The 21,265-nt window shown below is 69.5% G+C and carries 24 protein-coding genes; 8 read left to right on the top strand and 16 right to left on the bottom strand.

Annotation, left to right across the window (positions count from 1 at the left end; genetic code table 11):
* Positions 1-71 precede the first annotated feature (71 nt).
* Positions 72-584 carry a YegP family protein gene (locus G9C83_RS16270; RefSeq protein WP_167245570.1) on the bottom strand — a complete coding sequence of 171 codons (513 nt, stop codon included), beginning with the start codon at positions 582-584 and terminating at the stop codon, positions 72-74.
* Positions 585-721: 137 nt separating this feature from the next.
* Here G9C83_RS16270 and G9C83_RS08020 point away from each other — a divergent pair, with 137 nt between their 5' ends.
* The gene (locus G9C83_RS08020) at positions 722-1,051 is read left to right on the top strand and encodes an ArsR family transcriptional regulator (protein ID WP_167245569.1); all 330 of its coding nucleotides are present in this window, start codon (positions 722-724) and stop codon (positions 1,049-1,051) included.
* Between the two features lie 32 nt (positions 1,052-1,083).
* Here the strand turns inward: G9C83_RS08020 and G9C83_RS08015 are convergent, their stop codons facing one another.
* Positions 1,084-1,866, bottom strand: coding sequence for a helix-turn-helix domain-containing protein (locus G9C83_RS08015; RefSeq protein ID WP_167245568.1), 783 nt, complete (start codon positions 1,864-1,866; stop codon positions 1,084-1,086).
* A 353-nt stretch (positions 1,867-2,219) separates the two neighbouring features.
* Between G9C83_RS08015 and G9C83_RS08010 the strand changes: the two genes are divergently transcribed.
* Complete coding sequence (locus tag G9C83_RS08010) at positions 2,220-3,023, top strand: TrmB family transcriptional regulator (protein ID WP_167245567.1); 804 nt, start codon at positions 2,220-2,222, stop codon at positions 3,021-3,023.
* An 11-nt stretch (positions 3,024-3,034) separates the two neighbouring features.
* Here G9C83_RS08010 and G9C83_RS08005 read toward each other — a convergent pair whose 3' ends face one another.
* Positions 3,035-3,337, bottom strand: a complete 303-nt coding sequence (locus G9C83_RS08005; protein ID WP_167245566.1) for a HalOD1 output domain-containing protein — start codon at positions 3,335-3,337, stop codon at positions 3,035-3,037.
* Between the two features lie 265 nt (positions 3,338-3,602).
* The gene (locus G9C83_RS08000) at positions 3,603-3,842 is read right to left on the bottom strand and encodes a HalOD1 output domain-containing protein (RefSeq protein WP_167245565.1); all 240 of its coding nucleotides are present in this window, start codon (positions 3,840-3,842) and stop codon (positions 3,603-3,605) included.
* A gap of 267 nt (positions 3,843-4,109) precedes the next feature.
* On the opposite strand from G9C83_RS08000, the gene G9C83_RS07995 reads away from it, so the two are divergent.
* Positions 4,110-4,958: a ferritin-like domain-containing protein gene (locus tag G9C83_RS07995; protein ID WP_167245564.1), complete on the top strand. Its 849-nt coding sequence runs from the start codon at positions 4,110-4,112 to the stop codon at positions 4,956-4,958.
* 72 nt (positions 4,959-5,030) lie between these two features.
* Here the strand turns inward: G9C83_RS07995 and G9C83_RS07990 are convergent, their stop codons facing one another.
* On the bottom strand, positions 5,031-5,393 hold the full coding sequence (locus G9C83_RS07990) for a thioredoxin family protein (RefSeq protein ID WP_167245563.1): 363 nt from the start codon (positions 5,391-5,393) through the stop codon (positions 5,031-5,033).
* A gap of 88 nt (positions 5,394-5,481) precedes the next feature.
* Between G9C83_RS07990 and G9C83_RS07985 the strand changes: the two genes are divergently transcribed.
* The 3 genes from G9C83_RS07985 (at position 5,482) to G9C83_RS07975 (ending at position 8,728) form a co-directional block, all read left to right on the top strand.
* Positions 5,482-6,225, top strand: a complete 744-nt coding sequence (locus G9C83_RS07985; RefSeq protein WP_167245562.1) for an ABC transporter ATP-binding protein — start codon at positions 5,482-5,484, stop codon at positions 6,223-6,225.
* 1 nt (position 6,226) lies between these two features.
* Complete coding sequence (locus tag G9C83_RS07980; protein ID WP_208288441.1) at positions 6,227-7,651, top strand: hypothetical protein; 1,425 nt, start codon at positions 6,227-6,229, stop codon at positions 7,649-7,651.
* A gap of 75 nt (positions 7,652-7,726) precedes the next feature.
* A complete protein-coding gene (locus G9C83_RS07975) occupies positions 7,727-8,728 on the top strand; it encodes a PLP-dependent cysteine synthase family protein (protein WP_167245561.1) in 1,002 nt (333 codons plus the stop codon).
* On the opposite strand, the gene G9C83_RS07970 is transcribed toward G9C83_RS07975, so the two are convergent.
* The 4 genes from G9C83_RS07970 to cyaB form a co-directional block, all read right to left on the bottom strand.
* On the bottom strand, positions 8,729-9,181 hold the full coding sequence (locus G9C83_RS07970) for a DUF5804 family protein (protein WP_167245560.1): 453 nt from the start codon (positions 9,179-9,181) through the stop codon (positions 8,729-8,731). It abuts the gene before it with no gap.
* On the bottom strand, positions 9,178-10,356 hold the full coding sequence (locus G9C83_RS07965; RefSeq protein ID WP_167245559.1) for a tRNA sulfurtransferase: 1,179 nt from the start codon (positions 10,354-10,356) through the stop codon (positions 9,178-9,180). Before G9C83_RS07965 ends, G9C83_RS07970 begins: the two co-directional genes overlap by 4 nt.
* Positions 10,357-10,741: 385 nt before the next feature.
* Positions 10,742-11,962 carry a methionine adenosyltransferase gene (locus tag G9C83_RS07960; RefSeq protein ID WP_167245558.1) on the bottom strand — a complete coding sequence of 407 codons (1,221 nt, stop codon included), beginning with the start codon at positions 11,960-11,962 and terminating at the stop codon, positions 10,742-10,744.
* 78 nt (positions 11,963-12,040) lie between these two features.
* Entirely contained in the window at positions 12,041-12,658 is a 618-nt protein-coding gene (gene cyaB / locus G9C83_RS07955) for a class IV adenylate cyclase (protein WP_167245557.1), read from the bottom strand.
* Between the two features lie 210 nt (positions 12,659-12,868).
* Between cyaB and G9C83_RS07950 the strand changes: the two genes are divergently transcribed.
* Positions 12,869-13,792 (top strand): peptidylprolyl isomerase, encoded by a 924-nt coding sequence (locus G9C83_RS07950; RefSeq protein ID WP_167245556.1) that lies wholly within the window; start codon positions 12,869-12,871, stop codon positions 13,790-13,792.
* Positions 13,793-13,840: 48 nt separating this feature from the next.
* On the opposite strand, the gene G9C83_RS07945 is transcribed toward G9C83_RS07950, so the two are convergent.
* The 4 genes from G9C83_RS07945 to G9C83_RS07930 all read right to left on the bottom strand — a co-directional run bounded on the left by G9C83_RS07945 (position 13,841) and on the right by G9C83_RS07930 (position 16,693).
* Entirely contained in the window at positions 13,841-14,467 is a 627-nt protein-coding gene (locus G9C83_RS07945) for a transcriptional regulator (RefSeq protein ID WP_167245555.1), read from the bottom strand.
* A gap of 27 nt (positions 14,468-14,494) precedes the next feature.
* Positions 14,495-15,103 (bottom strand): AAA family ATPase, encoded by a 609-nt coding sequence (locus G9C83_RS07940; RefSeq protein WP_167245554.1) that lies wholly within the window; start codon positions 15,101-15,103, stop codon positions 14,495-14,497.
* A gap of 156 nt (positions 15,104-15,259) precedes the next feature.
* Positions 15,260-15,712 (bottom strand): MaoC family dehydratase, encoded by a 453-nt coding sequence (locus G9C83_RS07935; protein WP_167245553.1) that lies wholly within the window; start codon positions 15,710-15,712, stop codon positions 15,260-15,262.
* A gap of 48 nt (positions 15,713-15,760) precedes the next feature.
* Positions 15,761-16,693 carry a DMT family transporter gene (locus G9C83_RS07930; RefSeq protein ID WP_167245552.1) on the bottom strand — a complete coding sequence of 311 codons (933 nt, stop codon included), beginning with the start codon at positions 16,691-16,693 and terminating at the stop codon, positions 15,761-15,763.
* Between the two features lie 169 nt (positions 16,694-16,862).
* Between G9C83_RS07930 and G9C83_RS07925 the strand changes: the two genes are divergently transcribed.
* Complete coding sequence (locus G9C83_RS07925; RefSeq protein WP_167245551.1) at positions 16,863-17,348, top strand: Lrp/AsnC family transcriptional regulator; 486 nt, start codon at positions 16,863-16,865, stop codon at positions 17,346-17,348.
* Here the strand turns inward: G9C83_RS07925 and gatE are convergent, their stop codons facing one another.
* From gatE to G9C83_RS07910, 3 genes are read right to left on the bottom strand one after another with little or no spacing between them, the layout of a single operon-like run.
* Positions 17,349-19,217 carry a Glu-tRNA(Gln) amidotransferase subunit GatE gene (gene gatE, locus G9C83_RS07920; RefSeq protein ID WP_167245550.1) on the bottom strand — a complete coding sequence of 623 codons (1,869 nt, stop codon included), beginning with the start codon at positions 19,215-19,217 and terminating at the stop codon, positions 17,349-17,351.
* 36 nt (positions 19,218-19,253) lie between these two features.
* A complete protein-coding gene (locus tag G9C83_RS07915) occupies positions 19,254-20,729 on the bottom strand; it encodes a PH domain-containing protein (RefSeq protein WP_167245549.1) in 1,476 nt (491 codons plus the stop codon).
* Entirely contained in the window at positions 20,726-21,211 is a 486-nt protein-coding gene (locus tag G9C83_RS07910) for a PH domain-containing protein (protein ID WP_167245548.1), read from the bottom strand. Before G9C83_RS07910 ends, G9C83_RS07915 begins: the two co-directional genes overlap by 4 nt.
* Between the last annotated feature and the right edge of the window lie 54 nt (positions 21,212-21,265).

The following is a 21,265-nucleotide window of genomic DNA, read 5'->3' as shown; positions in this document are numbered from 1 at the left end:
GCCGTGCGGCGTCGTCGGGCGGTCGAGGCGGCGAAAATCGCTACCTAGGCGGTGCTTAACGCGGGTTCTCGTCAGTCCAGCGACTCGTCGACGACGTCCGCGCCGGGTGCGTTCGCTACGACGCTGCGCAGCCCCTTCCTGGCGTTGTACTTGCGAGTGTACCCCTCGCCGCCGGTGGCGATGACGTTGCCGTTGCGGTGGCGGAGCCGCCAGCGCCACTCGCCGGCCACGTCCTCGAAGCGCGCGAGCGTTCCCGAGCCATCGGCGGCGCCGACCGACACCGGGAGTTCGGGTTCTTCCACTTCCCCGTCACGTTCGTCTTCGGGCAGGTCGTCGGCCGTTTCGATTGGGGCGCCCTCGCCGTCCGGCGCGGGCCACTCCAGTTCGAGTTCGAGGCCCAGTTCGCCGTCCTCTTCCTCCAGTTCGACTTCCAGTTCCAGTTCCTCGGGCGCGTCGACGGTGATCGCGTCCGCGCCGTCGCCGAGCCGTATCAAGCCGGCACGCAGGCCGTCAGCTACGCCGTCCAGTACTGCCGCCGCGTCCTCGCGGGACGCCGTTCGTTCGGAGTCGTATTCTCGGGGCACACGACGGAGTAGGTGGGCAACCGTGTTAAGCGTCGGTGCGGAGCGCGGCGGCGCACGGCGCTTCACTCACATAATAACAACGAACGGCGTCGTGAAAATGTCGGCCCTTGATGAGTGTCAGCGCCCTGTACCTGACCATGACTGACGACAGCCTAGACACGTGTCTCGAGCTCGTCGCCGACGTGCGCCGGCGTCGCGTCATCCGGGAGCTACGTCGGGAATCAGACACCGAGACGACCGTCGACGAGCTCGTCGAGCGGCTGCGTCGCGAGGAAGCGTTCACGCGTCGCGGGGCCGGCCGCGAGGACGTCGTCCGTCAGCTCTACCACCACTGCCTGCCGAAGCTGGACGACCACGGCGTCGTCGACTTCGACCCCGACCGACAGCGAGTCCGCTATCGCGTCGACGACACTGTCGAGGCGGTCCTCGACTCGCTGCCCGAGGAAGCCGCGACCGCGAACAACTGACTGCTCCGCTTCCGTCACCCCGCAGCCGTCGGCTACGCGAGGTCGTCGAGGCGCCACGCGAATATCGCGTTCAGCACCGCGACGAGGCTGTTGTTCTCGCCCGCGCCCCAGATGGCCGTCTCCGAGCGCGGGTCGGCGGTCTCGTCGTCCACGAGCGCGCTCGCGAGCGTCTGCTGCCGGTCGACCAGCATGAGCCGGCCGGCCGGCGTGTCCGACCACACCCACAGCGACTCGAACATCGTCGCGTTCGGGATGTCCTCCTGGATGCGCTCCTGTACCTCGGGGGAGACGCCCCCGAGCTTGATGTCGACGCCGCGGTCGCAGGCGTCGCTCAGCGCGTCCACGATGTCGTCGGTGAGGAGTTCCTCGACGGTCATGTAGACGATCTCGTCCTCGGCGTCGGCGAGGAACTCCAGCACCCGGTCGGAGACGGACGAGTGGCCGTCGACGGTCCAGACGCCGCGCTGTTCGGTGTGGCGCCGTTCGGGTTCGAGTTCGGACAGCGCGGTCCGTAACTGGTCTGCGTGGTGGCGGTAGTCGTTCTCCAGCGACCGGCTGGTCGTCTCCGCGGAGATGGCCCAGAACTCCTTCGGCGAGGACTCCTGGACGTCGACGAGTCCCTGCTCGTGGAGCTCCTCGACGGCGTCGTACACTCGGGTCCGGGGTACCTCCGCGACCTGACTCACGTCTCTCGCGGTGCCCGTGCCGAGACTGGAGAGCGCGACGAACGTGCGCGCGGCGTACGTGCTCAGCCCGAAGCGTTCTAGCTGCTCGATTGCGACGGACCGGTGGTCCTCGGTTGTGTTCTCGCTCATCTGTGGTGTGGCTGCCGGCGTGCGGTCGGACGCTACGGCCGAGTTGCCGCCCGATGCCGCCTACGAGTGGGTACCCCTATCCGCCACGCACCATTATCTCTTTTGTGATTAAGTGGGTAAACAAACTGAATCGGCGTTCCTCGGCCCGGCGTGCACCAGAGTCCCCTCCGTTCTATAGTCACTCTAATCACAACAGTACGATATAGGCGAGAACAATCCGCCGTACAGGACTCCCGAAGATGGTGTATTCTACATCTCGCCCACTCCCTCTGTGATTGTACCCGTGACAATACCTATCCGTTCCCGGGCTCAACGACTAGTGAGAACCCGGGTTGTGCCGGGGGCCAGGACACATGAGCAAAACAGAAAACTCGGAGGAGGCGATCGAACTCCTCCAGCAACTCGGACTGAAAGAGTACGAGGCGCGGTGCTTCGTCGGACTCACGCGGCTGAACACGGGCACCGCGAAGAAACTCAGCGATACGACGGAAGTCCCACGGACGCGGGTCTACGACGCGATACGAGTGCTGGAAGCACAGGGGCTGGTCGAGGTCCAGCACTCCAGCCCGCAGCGGTTCCGCGCGGTGCCGCTGTCCGAGGCGATGGAGACGCTGCGCGACCAGTACGAGGACCGCGTCGAGCGCCTCGAAGACACCCTCGAAACCATGGACATCGTCGAGGAGGACGAGAGCGAGCCCAGCCAGCAGGTGTGGGCGTTGTCCGGCAGAGACAGCGTCGAGAACCGCTCGAACGACCTCATCGCGGAGGCGACCGACGAGGTAGTGCTCGTCCTCGGCGACGAGAAGCTGCTGACAGACGACCTCGTCGCCGTGCTCAACGAGCTCGATCCGAGCATCGAACTGCTCGTCGGCGCGCTGACGGAGCCGCTGGAGGACCGGATTCGGGACGAGATCCCGAACGCCACGACGTTCCGCTCCGGGCTCGAGTGGCTGCACGGCGAGAACGCGGCCGAGGGCGACACGGCTATCGGCCGCCTCCTGCTCGTCGACCGTTCGACGATTCTGTTGAGCTCGATCATGCCCGAGTCGAAAGACGAGCAGGCTATCTTCGGCAAGGGGTTCGGCAACGGCCTCGTCGTCATCGCGCGGCGGCTCATGGCGCAGGGGCTGTTGCTCGAACACGACCCCGGGCGGTAGGCCGCTCCGAGTCAGGTGTGTCCGTCCTCCGAGCGCTCGGGGTTTCGCTCGCGGCCGACCGCGGCGTCGAGCGGTTCCAGCGAGAGGTACTCGCCGTGCTCGACTGCGACGCGACAGTCGCCGTAGACGAACGACACGCGGCCGCCAGTGCGCGGCGTGCCGTCGTTCTGCGGCCCGAACATGACGTCCAGGGCGTCCGTGTCGAGCACGTTCCCCAGCGCCGGGAGCGTGTCCGGCTTCATGCCGCGGACCGCACTCACCGCGCGCACCACGGCAACACTCACCGACTCGTCGGCGCTAATCTCGTACTCCACACTCCCCGTTCGGGCCGCCCGCGGAAAACCCGTCCAGTTTTTCACCCGATTCGTCACAACAGTCCGGACCGAAGAGATGCAAACGTACGCGTCTGCCGACCGTTCCGTTACTGACGCCCGTGCTCGCGCAACCCTCGGAGTACGCGCTCGCGCCCGCGGTCGGCGCGACGCAGACGCTCGTCGAACTGTCGGGAATAGCCGTGCTCAGGCGTGTCGTCCTCAAACTCCGAGCATCCGAGAAGAGCGGCCGTCGATAGCTCCGCCGTCAGTCCTCGTCGAGCACGCGGACGCCGTTCGAAGTCACCGCGAGGTCGAACCCCTCGACGGTGAACCGTACCTCGACGTCGCCCTCGGAAGACGCGATCAGTCGCTCCAGGGCGTCGACGTCGACGAAGTCGTGCAGCTGGAACGAGCGGGGGTCGAGCCCGCGAGCGTCCAGCGTGTCGATGATGTCGAGCAGGAGGTCGTGAGGCTCGCCCGAGCCGGGCGACGTAGACGCACACATTTGAACGCGGGGAAGTTGGCGGTGCAGGCGTATAAAGGACAAGAAGATCGATAGGGGATGGCCTCGACGATCGTCGCCCGCAATCGGACCTCTCGGACAACGCACCATTACGTCGAGTAACGCCGTCCTTTCTCGCAGCGCGAGCGCACTGTCGCCGTTACCACCAGAAGCACGACCCACGAGACGTGTCGTAGGTCGGGTACTTCCGAACCGGCCGCAGCCGCGATGCGGCCAATAACAATCCACGGCAGGGCAGTACGGTCTCGTATGGTTCACGACGACCAGCAACCAGTGGAGAACCCCCAGACAGACGACGGCCGCCGAAAGTTCCTCGCGGGCTCTGCGGGCGTCCTCGGCGCGCTCAGCCTCGGCGGCGCGTTCGGCTCCGGGTCGGTGCTCGCCCAGGAGGGCGACGGCGGGAACGGCGGCCCGCAGGGCGAACCGCCGCAGGCCGACTTCGAGAGCGACATCGCGATTCTCAACTACGCGCTCACGCTCGAACACCTCGAAGCCGCCTTCTACCGGGAGGCACTGGACAACATCAGTCAGGACGACCTGTTCGGCGCGGACTCCCAGGTGCTCTCGCTGCTCGCCGATTCGCCGGACGCGCTCCAGGCGCAGGTCTACGAGCAACTCGGCGTCATCCGTGACCACGAGGAGACCCACGTCGAAGCGCTCTCGTCGCTCATCGAGGACATCGGCGGGACTCCCGTCGAGGCACCCGAATTCGACTTCGGGACCGCGGTCGAAGACCCGGTCGAGTTCGTCGAGACCGCCGCCCAGCTGGAGGACACGGGCGTCGGCGCGTACGCCGGCGCCGCCCCGTTCATCGAGAACCAGGGGCTGCTCCTGCCGGCGCTCAGCATCCACAGCGTCGAGGGACGCCACGCCGCAGTCGTCCGCCCGCTCGCCGGCAGCCTGCCCTACGAGAACGCCTTCGACGAGGCGCTCGCCGAGGCGGAAGTCATCGACCGGGTCAACGAGTACGTCGCCGGCGAAGCCCTCGAACCGAGCACCGGTGCCGGGAACGGGACCGCTGGCAACGGCACGGGCGGGAACGCTCCCGACGACGAGAACGGAACAGCCGGGAACGCGACTGACGGGAATAGCTCCTAACGGAGACCGCTCGGCGGTCGAGCCAACCTCCCCTCGTCCGATTGTCCGAGAGAACAGCGACCAGCAGCGCGGCTACTCCAGCTGGTCGGCGAGGTAGACCGCGGGAGAGACGTCCTCCTCCTCGACGAACCGCGCGAGCTCCTCGCCGTCGCGCTCGACGACGATGGTCGGGATGAGTTCGACGTCGTACTCCTCGACCTCCGGGCCGTACTTCTCGCCGTCCTCGCGTTCGACGGGATACTGTTCGACATTCTCGACGCCCGCTGCCTCCAGCGCCGCCGCGAAGTCCGGGAGCTGGCCGCGGCAGTCACCGCACCAGTCCGCGCCCCAGACGCGGACGACAACGTCGTCGTCGAGGTTCGAGAACGTCTCCACTACGTCCGGGTAGGACTCGGCGTCCCACGCCGGGTTCGGCTCCATCGTGCTCAGGCTCATACCCGTCTGTTGGCGCGCCCGGGCAAAAGGCTCGCGCTCGCGGCGACTCACCGGGAGACTGATTGGGCAGCCCCGCGCAGTCCCGACGATGACTGTCATCGAGGCCGCCTCCCTGCGGAAGGCCTACGGGGACGTGCAGGCCGTCGACGGGCTGGGTCTCACCGTCGATCGCGGCGAGGTGTACGGGTTCCTCGGGCCGAACGGCGCCGGGAAGACCACGACCATCGAAATCCTCACCGGCCAGCTCCGGCCGGACGCCGGCAGCGTCGACGTGCTCGGCACCGACCCGACGACCGACCCCGTGGAGACGCGGCGTCGGGCCGGAATCCTCCCCGAACAGCAGTCGCCGCCGAGCTTCCTCACCCCGAGAGAGTTCTTCGAGTTCGTCGGGCGTGTCCGCGACATCGACGACGAGACGCTCGCCGAGCGCGTCGAGACGTGGAGCCAGCGCCTCGGGTTCGCCGCGAAACTCGACACGCTCTGCGCGGACCTCTCCCGCGGCCAGCAGCAGAAAGTGATGCTGACGCAGGTGTTCGTCCACGAGCCGGACGTGGTCGTCATCGACGAACCGCTCGCGAACCTCGACCCCATCGTCCAGGAACAGGTCAAACGCCACGTCGAGTCGTACGCCCGCGACGGCAACGCGGTCTTCCTCTCGACGCACAACATCGACGTCGCCGAGGACGTCTGTTCGCGGGTCGGCATCGTGGCGAACGGCCGCATCGTCGCAGAACACGACGTCGAAACCACCGGCCCCGGTCTGCTCGACGTGTTCCTCGACGAGGTGGACGGCGCCGACCCGCGGGACACGCCCACGGCTGGGGGTGACTGAGGTGGCGTCGACCACGTGGCTGGTGTTGCGCGCGATGGGCCGCGAGGAGCACCGCCTGCACGCCGCGCTGTTCGGCGGCCGGCGCTTCGGCGCGATGCCCGTCTTCGTCGCCGTCGCGACTGCCGCCACGGTCGCCGCGCTCCGGTTCACCGGCACGGCTCCCGCGGCGATTGCGGACGGCGCACGCGTGCTCGTGCTGGGCTTCGGGCTCTACACGGGGACCGCGGGCCTCGTCGGCGACGACCTGCTGGAGCGCGCGCTCGGCGACGTCGACGTCCTGCTCTCGGCGGCGGGCTACCTCCCGCTCTCCCGGCGCCAGCTCCTCGGCGCGTTCCTCGTGAAGGACGCCGGCTTCTACGCCGGCTTCTTCCTGCTGCCCGTCTGCGTCGGCTTCGCGCCGCTCGTCGCGACCGGCGCGCTCGCTCCGGCGGCACTCCTCTCGCTGTGGGTGTCCCTGCTGGTCGCGTTCGCGGCCGGCATGGTCGCCACGTTCGCGGCCATCGCCGCACGCACGCGTGGCGTCCCGGCGTGGGCGCTCGCGCTCACCGTCGCCGTCAGTCTCGGCGCGCTCTGGGCCACGGGGAACGCCGCCGCGGCGTGGAACGCGGTCGTCGCGACCGAGCCCGCGCACGCGTTCCTCGTGCTCGCAGCCGCGCTCACCGTCGGCGCTGCCGCGCTCGCCGCCTACGACCCGACGCACCGCGAGTCCGCCGCGACCCGCTCGAACCAGTTCGGGCCGCTCGCCGACGCCGTGCGCGACGACGACGGTCTCGTCGCGCGCACCCTCCTCGACCTCGCGCGCTCCAGCGGCGGCGTTCTCAAGCCGGTCGTCTCCGCGGGCGTCCTGCTCGCGCTCGCCGCGTTCCTCGTCGACGTCGCCGCGCGAATCGTCGGCGTCGCGCCCCGTCCCGGTATCTTCTTCGGCGCGATACTCGCGCTCAGCGCGTTCACCACGTACAACTGGCTCACGCAGTTCGACGGCGTCGGCGAGTACCTGCTGCTGCCGGTGGCTGTCCTCGACGTGTTCCGCGCGAAACGCACCGCGTTCCTGCTGACCGGCCTCCCCACGGCGGTAGCCGCCTACGCGGTCGTGCTCGCGGTCTACGACGTGTCGGCCGCCGACGCCGTTGCCGGCCTCGCGCTGCTCGCCGGCCTATCGCTGTACCTGTTCGGGCTCACCGTCGCGCTCGCGGGCTTCGACCCGAACGAGTTCCTCTTCGACGCCGGGCGGTTCGCGCTGTTCACCGTCGGCGTCGCCGTCCCCGTGGTCCCCGTCCTGCTGGTCTCGTTCGCCGCGGCGTCGGGCCCGCTCCCGCTCGCTCACGCCATCAGTCTCGTCGCTGCGAGCGTCGCCCTCGCAGCAGTCGGCGCGTGGCTCGCCGAACGCGCCGGACCGCGCTGGGCGGCCGTCTACGCCGCCGGCTGACCGCCTCGCGGAGAACCCGGCAGCGTCTGTCGCGTCCCGTTACTGGTTTACTGCGGGGACTCCTACAGTACGGCAATGAAGGACAGCATCCTCGAGGCCATCGGGTCACCGCTCGTCCGCGTTCCGTCTCCCGAGGGCGCGACGATCGCGGTGAAACTCGAGGCGTTCAACCCCGGCGGGTCCGCGAAAGACCGGCCGGCCCGCGAGATGGTGCTCGCCGCCGAACGCGAGGGGCACGTCTCGCCCGGCGACCGTCTCGTGGAAGCCACCAGCGGGAACACCGGCATCGGCCTCGCCGTCGTCGCCGCCGCGCGCGGCTACGACCTCACCATCGTCATGCCCGCGTCGATGTCCGAGGAGCGCCGCCGTCTCCTGCGCGCGTACGGCGCCGACCTCGAACTCGTCGAGGGAGGCATGGAGACCGCCAACGAGCGCGCCGACCGCATCGCCGCCGAGGACGGCGGATTCCGCGTCTCCCAGTTCGAGAACCCCGCGAACCCGCGCGCGCACTACCGGACGACCGCCCCGGAGATCATCGAACAGGTCGAAGGCCGAGAGATCGACGCGTTCGTCGCTGGCGTCGGTACTGGTGGTACTATCACGGGCACCGCCACGCGACTCAAGGAGGAGTACCCGGACATGGAGGTCGTCGCCATCGAACCCGAGGGCAACGCCGTGCTCTCCACCGGCGAATCCGGCGACGACGACTTCCAGGGGATGGGGCCGGGCTTCGTCAGCGACCTCCTCGACCGCGACCTCGTCGACACCGTCGAGACCGTAGCTGTCGAGGACGCCGAAGCCCGCGTCCGCGAGCTCGCCCGCGAGCAGGGCATCCTCGTCGGGCAGTCCAGCGGCGCCGCCGCCATCGCCGCCGAGCGCGTCGCCGAACGCATCGCCGAACCCGGGCTGAACTGCCCGGACGTGGAGTTCGATGCGGCCGACCTCGCGGACGCCGGCCTCGACGAGGACGCGCTCGCGGACGGCGGGTCGCCGGAGTACGACGACTGCCCGCTGGTCGTCACGGTGTTCCCGGACTCCGGCGAGCGCTACCTCTCGGCGGGCGTCTTCGACGCCTGACTACGCCTCGAACTCCTCGTCGGTCACGCGCACGACGACCGTCTCCTCGACGTCCCGGAGGTCGTAGTCCGGGCGCTCGCCCTGTACGCGCGTGACATACATCGGCTCGACGAGCGCGCCGTCCTCGACGCCGTAGACTTTCAGGCGCGCGTCCGTCTCGGCCGCGCGCACGTCACCGTCCCGCACCGCCGCCGCGAGGTCCCGGGAGAGCCACTCGTCGTCGGCCACGGACGGTTCGAGGACGAACGCCTCCTCGGCGAGCCGAACGAGATACCAGTTCAGGTCGTTCAGCAGCGACACCGCAGCGCCGAGGCTCACGGTGTCGACGGCGACCGTGTTCTCGTACGGCGACTGGATGTCGTAGGTCGCGAGCGCCTGGCGCGCGGTCTCGTACGAGAACAGGTCCGTGCGGAGGTCGACGCCGTCGCTGCCGACGATGCAGACGCGGGTCACGCCGGCACCTCCCCAGCGACCTCGACGGCGTCGGCGGCCTCGCGCGCCCACTCGAAGAGGTCGTCGGGCTCGTCGGCGAGCACGCTCTCCATCGACGCCGACGTCAACGGCTGGCTCGGTGCCAGCCGGTCGCAGCCGACGTCGAGCGTGGAGTCCCGGTACGTCCCGATGTCGCGGGCGCGAGCGACTATCTCCTGTTTGTCGAGCGCGAACAGCGGCCGGTGAATCGGAAGGTCGGTCACGCGGTCGACGACCGCGAAGTTCCCCGCTGTTTGGCTGGACTTCTGGCCGAGAGACTCGCCGGTGACGACGCCGACCGCGCCGACGCGCTCGGCGAGACGTTCGGCGACCCGGTACATGAACCGGCGGTAGGAGAGCATCCGCGTGCGACCGACTTCCTCGCCGAGGCGCGCGACCGCGTCGCCGGCGGGCGCGACGCGCAGCCGGAGGTCGTAGTTCGGCGCGTACGCCGACAGCCGCCGCGCGGTCTCCTCGGCGCGGGCGCGGTGGTCGGGGCCGCCGTACGGCCCGAGGTCGAGGTACAGCGGCACGACCGGCGACCCGCGCTTCATCGCCTCCCACGCCGCGACCGGGGAGTCGATGCCGCCGGAGACGAGCGCGACCAGCGGCTTCTGGCTGCCCAGCGGCAGGCCGCCCGCGCCGTCGCGCTTCTCCACGAAGACGAACGCCTCGTCGTCGCGGACCTCGACGAAGAACGTGACGTCGGGGTCGTCGAGGTCGACCTCGGGGCGGACGTCGCCTTCGACGGCGTACCAGACCGCGTCGCCGCCCAGGCGGTTGACGTCGTGGCTGGTGAACTCGTGGTCACCGACGCGGCGGGCGTCGACGGCGTACGCCCCGCCGTCGTAGCACTCGCGGGCGGTCAGCGCGAGCGCACCGCGAATCGACCGCATCTCGGCGGGCACGGAGACCGCGGGGCTCGCGGACACGACGCCGAACGTGTCCGCGGCGGCGTCGGCGGCAGCGTCGGGCTCGGGCGTCCGGACGAGCAGTCGCCCCCACTCGCGTTCGACGTCGCCCGGAATCCCGCGGTCGTCGAGGATGGCTTCGAGGTTGTCGCGGAGCCGGCGCTCCATGTCGGCCTGCACCGAACTCGACTTCACGCCGACGTCGCCGTGCCGGACGACGACGGCGTCCGCACCGGGCGGTAACATGGTCGAAGCAAACCGACCCGACAGTAAACACCTATCGCCTGCCGGCGGCTGGAACACTCGCAGACCGGGGTGGATTCGAGCAGGCGGCTCCGCAGTGCGAGCCGGCTCGCCGCGCTCCCGTCTCGGCCGGACTCGCGCCAGTCGTCAAGTCACGCGCATGGTTGGTTCCGTTCTGGTACTTGAACCTACGCAGCCGAAGGACTGGCATCCGCGAGCCGAGTGGCTCGAACGAGCCCGAGGCGAGCGGTTCGCTGCGCGAACGAGCGAAGCGAGTGAGCGCAGGCCGACGACTGAGCGGAACGCAGTGGAGCGAAGAAGGAGTGCTTTTGGCCGAGCTTTTGCCGAGCGAGCGGCCGAAGGCCGCTCGCGCAGCGCAAAAGGTCGTTTAGAAGGTATCGAGTTTGCCGTCGATGACGCGCTGGGTGATGTCTGTGATGGCGGCGAGTTCGTCGTCGACGATGGCCTGAATGTCGAGCTCGACGTCGGCGACGTCGAGGCCGTCTTCGGTGACAACGTGGACGTCGGCGACGTGGGGCTGGTCGATGGGGCGGCCGATCTGGGAGAGTAGGCGGACGCGGAGGTCGCGGATACCGTCGACGTCGTCGACGATGCTCTCGGCGATTTCGGTGGAGACGAGGTTGTAGATCTTCCCGATGTGGTTGACGGGGTTCTTCCCGGAGGTGGCTTCCATGCTCATCGAGCGGTTCGGGGTGATGAGGCCGTTGGCGCGGTTGCCGCGGCCGACGCTGCCGTCGTCGCCCTGTTCGGCGCTCGTACCCGTGGTGGTGAGGTAGATGGAGCCGGCGCCGTAGTCGTCGGCGGTGTTGACGTGGACGGTGACGTCGCGGTCGGTGAGGTCGGTGGCGAGGTCGTGGACGTGCTCGCGGACGCCCGCGACTTCGGCCTTGTAGTCCTCGAGGTCGTCGACGTAGGCGTCGACGAGCGCGGCGGCGACGGTGATGTCGATGTGGTCGCCCTCGCGTTTCCCCATGACTTTGACGTCCTCGCCGATGGCGGGGTGGGCGTCGCCGTAGTCGCCGTTGAGGGACTGTTCGGTCTCGTAGACGACCTGCTCGGTCTCCGTGAGGGGGGCGTGGCCGACCCCGAAGCTGGTGTCGTTGGCCATCGGGACGGCGGGGCCGTCCTCGACGAACACTTCCTGGAGGTCGCCAGAGCCTTCGCCGAGTTTGACGTCGACGATGACGTCGGTTTCGAGGTCGAGGTTCGGGAAGTTCTCGCGGAGGTAGTCGCGGGCTGCGTCGAGCGCGATGGATTCGACGGGGACGTTGTACTCGGTGCCGTCGTCGGCGACGTAGTGGCTGGTCGCACGTCCGACGACGAGGATGTAGATGGGGTCGATGACTTCGCCGCCACCGAACGCTGGCGCGGCGGTGCCGGCGACGAGCTGGGTCTCGTCGGTGTTGAAGTGGAGGACTTCGCCGACGCGGTCGAGGTACTCGCGGGCGAGCCGCTCGCAGACGTGTTCGGCGATGCCGTCGCAGATGGAGTCCGGGTGGCCGAGCCCTTTTCGCTCGACGATTTCGACTTCCTCGTCCTCGACCGCGCCGCGGTCGAGAGACTGCACTTGGATGTTCCGCTCGGTCATTGCGCAAGTGTTGCCCGCCTCCGCTTCTATAACTTGCGAAAAGAACGGGGAGAGAGAATATGCTCTACGCGCATACCGTCAGGCGCCGTCGAGCTTGAGCCCGAGGTAGGAGGTGCGAATCTGGTCCGCGGGGTCGAGGCCGAGTTCCCGGAGGAGAGCGTACGCGTCCTCGCGCGCGGCCTCGACGTCCGCGTCCGTCTCGACTTCGGTCTCCACTTCGACGTACTCGCCGACGTCCTCGACGGCGTCGAGCAGCACCTCGAACCCGTCCACGTGGTGGGTCTCGCGGAGCTTGCGTACCGTGGCAGCGGGCGCGAACCCGAGCCGGTCGAGGATGTCCCGCATCTCGGCGCCGCTGGCGACGCTCGTCTCGAACTCCTCGCGGGTCTTCGACTCGGCCTCCAGCAGCGGGCCCTTGTACGTCACTCGGGACTCTCCGTCAGCGCGGTACTCGCCGTCCAGCACCGCGTCGATAGCTGTTCCGAGATTCTCGCCCGGGTCTCGCTCGAAGGACTCGGCAGCGTTCGCGACGCGACGCACGCGCAGCGCCTCGTCGGTCTCCGCGAACTCGCGGTGTGGCGCGTCGAAGTACGTGTCCGCCTGCGCGACCGTGCCCGCAGGCTCGGCGCCGGCGTCCGCGAGCGCCGCGCGGACGGCGTCGTGGCTCGCAGGCACCTTCACTTCCACTTCGTACATGGCCGAGTGCTCGCGGCCGCCCCGGAAAAACGTCGCGCTTCCCACCACTCGATGGGAGTACGGCCGGACGCGTTCCACTTCGAAGCGATTCGTCTCACCGGACACGACGCCCTCGTGTCCTTAACGGAGAATCGGTGACCGCACCAGCCTCGCCGCCGCTCGCGTCGGCGAAACGTGATTCTTAAGGGTGGAACGGGAGTGCGTACTGGTATGAGCGACGAAAGTGAGGCCGAGACGGCCGACGAATCCGAGGCAGAACAGGGCGGACTCCAGGAGGGCGACTTCGTCGAACTCGCCTACACCGCCTACACGGTCGACAGCGGTGAACTCGTCGACACGACCGACGAGGAGGTCGCCGAGGAGGAGGGCGTCGACACCGACGAGCAGGACTTCTCCCCGCGCACCATCGTCATCGGTGAGGGCCACATCTTCGAGGACGTCGAGGACGACCTCGTCGGCAAGGAGGTCGGCGACACCGGCGAGGTCGTCGTCGAGCAGGCGTTCGGGGAGTACGACGACGAGGAGGTTCGCACGATCTCCGCGAACAAGATTCCCGAGGACGACCGCTATCCGGGCGCTCACGTCGACATCGAGGGCGAGCACGGCCACGTCGAGGCCGTCATCGGCGGCCGCGCGCGCGTCGACTTCAACCACCCGCTCGCCGGCGAGGACGTCGAGTACGAGTACGAGATTCTCGACGAGGTCGAGGACACCGTCGAGAAGGCCCGCGGCCTCCTGAAGATGTACTTCGACGCGGAACTCGACATGCACCTCGAGACCGACGAGGTCGAGGAGGAAGTCACCGAGGAGGGCGAGGACGGCGAGACGGAGACCACCGCGGAGACCGTCGAGAAGGAGACGCTCTACATCGAGCAGTCCCCGCAGCTCCAGTTCAACCAGCAGTGGATGATGGGCAAGGACCAGATCCTCAACCAGATCATCGACATGCTGGAGATCGACCGCGTCATCGTCCAGGAGATCATCGACGGCCAGCCCGCTGGCATGCCCGGCATGATGGGCGGCGGCATGGGCGGTATGGGCGGTGAGGACCTCGGCGACGTCGAGGACGCCCTCGAAGACGCCGACGTCGACGCCGAGGAGATCGTCGAAGAGCTCGACGTCGACGAGGAGTAAGCTCGGTTCTCGCGGTTCGTAGCGACGACCCGGCCGCTCGGCCTCGTGCTACGCGATGTCGCGGCTGGTGTCGACCTGCACGCGCTCGCCCAGGTTCAGCTTTATCGAGGAGTCGAGCGCGCTCCCGCCGCGGAACTTCGGGACGGTCAGCCGCGTCTCCAGTTCGTCGTTGTCCTCCTCGACGCGCAGCCGGAACACGACGTCAGCCATGTGCTCGGTGGTGCCGCGGAGGCCGGGGTCGTCGTCGGTGTGGAGACAGTGGAGGACGGCGATGCCGCCGACGTTCCGCATGTGGTTGCCGAGCTCGTTGAGGAAGTTCTCGTAGCGCCCGCGGTCCGCTCGTTCGAGAGCGTCCGCGGGGTCGATGATGACGGTCGACTCCGGGGGGACGCTGCGGAACGCGCGGCGCGCGTTCTCGATGGCGTCCGCGCCCGGGATGTAGCCGACTTCCGGGTCGCCGGTCGGGGCGTCGGTCGCCTCGAACGCGTCGCGGACGGCCTGCTCGGTGCGGTTCGTGGTGAGGTACAGCGTGGGCCGCGGGCGCGTGAGTTCGTACAGCAGCAGCTCTCCCTGACTCGCCGGCGGGGCCTCGTAGGCCACCACCGTCCCGGCCGGAACCCCGCCGCCGAGTTCCCGGTCGAGGACGTCCACCCCCGTGGAGAGCCGCTCGCGCATGCGTCCACCGTTGGGGCCGGACGGAGGTTAAGTATTGGGCTCCGCGTAGCCGGCGAGCGTCGCGTACGCAGCGGACGTCTCGCGGGCGCTGAGCGGGGAACCGGCCGCTGGAACCGGGATTACGTCCGCGACAGTCGCGTCCGCGAGGCCGTCGGGGACCCTCGGCGACTGCGAGACGGCGACCGCCCGCACTGGCGTGTTCACGGCGCGCGCCATCGCCGTCGTCTTGACCGCGTCCTCGACGCCCTCGCGGCTGTCGGTCGCGACGACGAGGCAGGCGTCGGCCGCGCGCAGCGGACGCACGGCGGCCTCACTGGCGCCCGCGGGGCAGTCGAGCAGTACCGGCCGATGCTCGGGCAGCGAGGCGAGCGCGCGGTCGAGGTCGTCGCCGTCCGCACTCCCCGCGGGGAGCACGTCCGCACCGGGCACGACGGGCGACTCGTGGCTGGGGGCCCCGGCTTCGGCGGCGTCCACGCCCGGGTCCCGCGGGACGCCCGCGCGCAGGTGGAGGTTCGGCGCGTCGAGGTCGCAGTCCACGACGAGCGGTCGGCGCCGCCGCTCGACGAGCGCGCCCGCGACCCCGAGCGCGGTGGTGGTCTTCCCGCTGCCCCCCTTCCCGCCGACGACTGCCAGCACGCGACGGAGTGGTCGCGTCTTCTCACTTGAACGTCGGGGCGTCGTCGTCGCGTCTCGGCCAGACTCCCCGAGACGTCCGCGCCGCTGGCGGCGGAGGACCGTTCGGTGAGAGGAAGCTATTCAGCCTATTGTAGCTATCCTCGCCCGGATGCGGTCTCACTCGACGTTCCGGCAGGCGTACATCACGGTGGGACACATCTCCAGTTTGACTTCGCCGTCCTGGTTCGTGACGACGTGGTCGAGGGTGACGAGCCCGCGGCTGGGGTCGCTCTCGGAGCGTCGGGTCTCGACGATCTCGACGGTGACGGACAGCGAGTCGCCGGGCACCGTGGGGTTCGGCCAGCGCAGGCGTTCGATGCCGAGCGCGCCGAGCCCGGCGGCTTCGCTGTAGTGGCCGTCGACGACGAGCCGCATCGCCATCGCGGCGGTGTGCCAGCCGGAGGCCGCGAGGTCGCCGAAGTGCGACTCCTCGCGAGCGCGCTCGGGCTGGGTGTGGAACCACTGCGGGTCGTACCGCTCGGCGAACTCCACGATTTCGGCCTCGGTGACGTCGTACGTCCCGAACTCCAGGACGTCGCCCTCGTCGAGATCTTCGAAGTAGACGGTCACGTCGAGGGGTTCGAAACGGACCGCGTTAACTGTAGGGGACGGTCCCGCCTAGTGGGAGCGGACGGCGTCGGCGGTGGTGACGGCGGCCTCGAAGAGGACGTCGCGTTCGAGCAGCGCGAACCCGAGGAAGATGGCGGCGAAGCCGGCCAGCGCCTGCGAGCCGACGACCTGCCCGAGCAGCGCCCACGCCATCAGCGCGGCGACGACGGGCTCGAGGTAGCCGACGAGGTGGAGCTCGGCGGCGCCGATGCGGTCGAGCAGCTCGAAGTACAGCAGGAAGCCGAGACAGCCCGCGACGAGTGTGAGGTACGCGAGGCTGGCGAGCGCGGGGAGCGTCCACTCGACGCCGACGAGGGACTCGCCGCGGGCGCCCGCGCCGATCCAGAGCACGCCGGAGCCGAGCAGCATCGCCCACGCCTCCATCGTCTCGACCGGGAGGTCCGTCGACAGCGGGCGCGCGAGGACGGCGCCGAGCGCGAACGCGACGGCGCCGCCGAAGACGAGCGCGACGCCGAGCAGGTCGGTGCCGCCGCCGCCCGGGGAGGCGACGATGAAGACGCCCGCGAACCCGGCGAGCAGGCCGAGCCCCTCGACGAGGTCGACGTCGGTGTCGAGGAGGACGCTCGCCAGCCCGGCGGTGAGGACGGGCGAGAGGCTGACGACGATGGCGGCGATGGCGCCGGAGACGCGGAGCTCCCCGAGGTAGAGGAGGCCGTGGTAGACGGCGATGACGAGGAGGCCGGCGACGCTGACGGCCAGCCACTCCTCGGTGCCGCGGGGCCGCCAGCGGTCGGTGACGTGGGCGGCGTACCCGAGGATGATGAGGCCGGCGGCGCTGTACCTGATGGCGGCGAACGACAGGGCTGGGACGGTGTGCAGCCCGATTTCGATGGCTGGGAACGAGGTCCCCCAGATGGCGGCGAGCGCGAGGAACATCACGGCCGCGGGGGAAACGCCCAACCGGGGGCGTCGGTAGCTCATATTTCTACAAACAGCCAGAGATATATTAGAGTTTTCTTCAAAGAATCTGCTGCCACTGGATTGGAGAACAATATAACGTTCTTTCATTGGTGTCGCAGACAATTTTCTCGCGGAGACGTTGTAGCCGACTCCCACAGGCTTATCCTCGCCACCGTCGATGCTGTGACGCATGGACGAACGCGACGTGCGCCTCCTGAAGGCCATCTCGGACCTGGGCACCGGGAGCCCGGAGGAACTCCACGAGGAAACCGACATCCCCGTCTCCACGATCCACTACCGGCTGAACAACCTCCGCGAACAGGGCGTCGTCGAGAACGACCTCTACGACCTCGACCTCGACGAACTCGGCCTCGGCGTCACCGTCGTCCTCGAAGTCCTCACGTCCTACGAGGGCAGCTACGAGGACGTCGGCGAGAAGATCAGCGACGTCGAGGGCGTCACGCAGACGTTCTTCACGATGGGGGAGACGGACTTCATGGTGCTCGCACGGCTCCCGCACTCCGACGACGTCGAGCGGCTCATCTCGGACTTCGAGGCCATCCCCGAGGTCGACCGCACGAACTCCACGTTCGTCATCGCCCGGCAGAAGGACACCGCCCGCCCGCTCCAGAGCTACGACCTGGAGACGCTGCTCGAAGAGCTGGCGGACGAGTAGTTAGGCGCGCTTCTGGATCTCCTCGCGCAGCACCTCGCTGACGAGGTCGCCGTCCGCCTTCCCGCGGAGCGCGCCCATGCACTCGCCCATCAGGCCGGAGAACGCGCCCATGCCCTCTTCTTCGACCTGCTCGCTGTTCCGCTCGACGACGTCCACGACCGCCTCGCGGACCTCGTCCTCGCCCGCGGAGCCGAGTCCGAGCTCCTCGGCGAGCTCGCCGGCCTCGCGGTCGGGCCGTTCGGCGAGCGCCGCCAGCAGTTCGGGGACGCCCTCCTGCGCGAGTTCGCCCTCGGCGACCAGATCGAGCACGCCGCGGAAGTGGTCGTCGGCGAGGTTCTCGACGGGCACGTCGTCGCGGCGTAGCTCAGTAACGGTCGACTCCAGCGTCTGCGCGGCCAGCGTGGCGTCCACGCCCGCCTCGACCGTCTCCTCGAACAGCGGCCAGCGACGTCCGTACGCCACCTGCTCGGCGAGTCCCGCGTCGAGGCCGAAGTCGTCCCGGTAGCGCTCGGTCTTCTCCGTCAGAAGTTCGGGTGTCTCGACCTCCGACGGGTCGGGGTCGACCGGTGGCACGTCCGTCTCGGGGTACATCCGCGCCGCGCCCGGCAGCGGGCGCAGGTACTCCGAGGTCCCGTCGTCGTTCGCGCCGCGGGTCTCTTCCGGGACGCCCTCGATTGCGGTGCGGGCGCGCTCGGCGACCGCGTCGATGGCGCCGACCGCGACCCCGGGCTCGTCCGCGACGATGGCGACAGCGTCCTCGTCGCCCGCGCCGACCGCCTCGCGGAGCGCTTCGACCTCCTCGTCGGTGACGCCGTACGCCGGGAGCTCGTCCGTGTGGAAGATGCCGCCCGCGCCGTGGCGCTTCGCGTGGTCGGAGAACTCCGTGCCGAGCCGGCGGTCGTCCTGGAGCTCGCGGCCGACCAGCCCGTCGAAGCCGTACAGCGGCACCGCGTGCACGACGCCATCTGCGTCGAGTGCGCCCCGAATGACGCCGGAGTCAGTGTCCGCGAAGACGTCCGTGACGTCCTGCGTCTCGCCGACGTTCGCGTCCCTGCTCTGGAGCTCCTCGGCGATGTCGACGAGCTCGACCTGCCGGCGGACCTCCTCGCGCACGAGGTCGTCGATGTCGTCGAGGCTCTGGACGCCCTTCATCTCCACGCGCGCGCCGTCCGCGATGGAGACGTTGACGTCCTGGCGAATCGTCCCGAGCCCGCGCTTGACTTTCCCCGTCGAGCGCAGCAGCATGCCGATGCGCTCGGCGGCCTCCCGGGCCTGCTCGGGCGTCGAGATGTCCGGGTCCGTGCCGATCTCCACCAGCGGGATGCCGAGGCGGTCCAGCGAGAACTGCACGCCGCCCTCGCGCTCCTCGACGCGCTGGGCGGACTCCTCCTCGAGCATCAGGTCCTCGATGCCCACGGGGCCCTCGCTGGTCTCGATCTCGCCGTCGTGAGCGATCAGCGTCGACCGCTGGAACCCCGACGTGTTCGACCCGTCGATGACGACCTTCCGCATCACGTGCGCGCGGTCGACCGGCTCCATGTCCAGCAGCTGCGTGATCTCCAGCGCCGCGTCCAGCGCCTCCCCGTCGAGGCGATGGGGCGGCTCGTCGTCCTCCTCGACCAGACACGTCGTGTCGTACGCGAGGTACTCGAACTCGCGTTCGACCCTGCTCTCCTCGAGGGCGGCCTCGTCGATCTCCCCGAGCTCCGAGCGCGTCGGGTGGAGGTAGCGCGTGAACGACCGCTCGGCCGCCTCGGGCTCCCGGAGCTCCGTCGGGCACTCGCAGAACAGCTTCGTCGCCGTGTCCAGCTGCTGGTGGATCTCCAGCCCGGCGACGAGCCCCAGCTCGTCGTAGTCGAACTCGGTCATTACGTGGAGGTGTGCGGGCGAACGGTAAAAAACCGTTCAGTCTCGGTGCTCGCGCTCGCCCTCGTAGACGACGTCGAGCACGCGCTCCTGGACGTCCGCGGCGATGGCGTCGGCCTGCTCGGCGTCCCGGTCGAGCGCCGACGCGTCGCCCGCGGAGATCGAGCGCGACCCCGCGGTGTCGAAGATGACCGTCGAGAGGCTCCAGCGCTTCTGGAAGACGGTCTGGCGCTGGATGACCGTCTGGACGCGGCGGTACGGCACGATGCGCGTGCTGCGGTTCCAGAACCCCGCGCGCGTGACGGCGTGGTCCGGGCCGAGCTCGTAGCCGCGGTGGCGGTGCGCGAGCCGCGCGGCCGGCCACGCCAGCGGGAGCACGACGACCGCGCCGTACCACGGGATGTCCACGAGGAGCGCGTTCACGAGCGCGCCCGCGCCGAGCACCGCGAGCCCGACGATGAGGTACCGGCGGACGTACCGCTTCCGGGCTCGCTCGGGCGGCTTCGCGACCTCGAAGTCGTGGAACGGTTCGAGCGTGCGCGCGAGCGACAGCACGTCCTCGCGCGGCGCGATAGGGATGGCGGCTTCCGAGCCGCCGCTGGGCGTGCTGCCGGGGGCGTAGCCCGCGGTCTCGACGGCCAGCGACGCGAACCCGAACCGGCGCATCAGGAGGTTCTCCTCGACGGCGACCGTCTGGAGCTTCGACAGCGGGATGGTGCCGTCGCGCCGCGAGAGCAGGCCGCGCTCGTAGCGCAGGTCGTCGCCGACGCGCCGCAGCCGGAACCCGTAGAACTGGACGATGCGCGCGGCGGCCGAGGCAGCCCAGAGCGCGACGAACGCGACGACCGCGAACGCGGCGAGCACGGCGAATCCGAGCCCCGAGATGGTGACGCGGTCGCCGAGCAGCGGCGCGACGAACGGCGCGAACGCGACGACGCCCGACGCCAGCCGCGGGTCGAAAGAGAGCGCGCCGTACAGCAGCAGGTCGCGGTCCGAGAGCTCGAACAGCGTCTCGCCCTCCACCCCGGCGGCCTCGCCCTCGGTCGATTCGCCGGTTTCCGTCCGCCCCTCGCGCTGGAGCGCGGCGCGCTTCTCCCGGATCTCCTCCTGGAGGCGGTTGCCTTCCTCGCGGCCGACGAACCGGAGGTTCGCCTCGGTGCCGCCGCCGCCCGCGGTCTCGACGTCGACGACCGCGATGCCGAGCAGGCGCGCGACGAACGACCGCGTGACGTCGACGTTCTGGACGCGCCGCAGCGGAATCTCGCGCTCCCGCCGGGAGAACACGCCGGAGCCGATGTCGAGGCTGTCCTCGGTGAGCACGTACTCGAAGCGCCGGTAGTACGCCACCTCGTAGGCGGTGACGGCGGCGAGCGCGACCACCGCGAGCACGACGACCGCGCTGACCACCACGGGGTCGCCGCCCGCGAGCGCGAACCCACCGAAGATGAACACCCACGCGAGACCGACCGCGCGCGAGACGACGCGGAGGGGGATCGACAGCGGGTGGAGCTTCACACCGCATCCCCGGCGTCGCCGGTCTCGGGTTCGCTCTCGATTGCGAGCCGCCGCAGCGACTCCTGGACGTCGTCGGCGCGCCCCGCGACCAGCCCGGGAATCGCGACGTCCGCGCCCCGCGAGCCCGCGGTGTAGACGACGACGCTCCCGAGGCCGAGCAGCCGCTGGAGCGGCCCCTGCCGGGAGTCGACGTGCTGGACGCGTACGAACGGCACGACCGTGCGGACGTTCACGAGCACGCCGCGCTCGATGTAGAGCGTGTCCTCACGGACTTCGAACGCCCACGCGCGGTACCGGAGGACGACGTGGATAGTGCCGAGCACGAGGAGAACGGCGAACACGCCGCCGCCGGCGAGCGTCGGGGAGAGCGAAATCCGGTCGAGGAAACCGGTCAGGACGGCGGCGATGCCGCCGACGAAAGCAGCACCGACGAGCACGCGGAAGAGCCAGATGACGCGCACGCGAGAGTCGAGACGTTCCATGCCTCAGTCATCGAAACCCTGGTACAAGAAGGTGGGCGGGGCGTCGCCGGACGC

The sequence above is a fragment of the Halobacterium sp. R2-5 genome (assembly GCF_011734195.1).
Taxonomy (GTDB): domain Archaea; phylum Halobacteriota; class Halobacteria; order Halobacteriales; family Halobacteriaceae; genus Halobacterium.
This window is presented reverse-complemented; position numbering and strand designations above follow the sequence as displayed.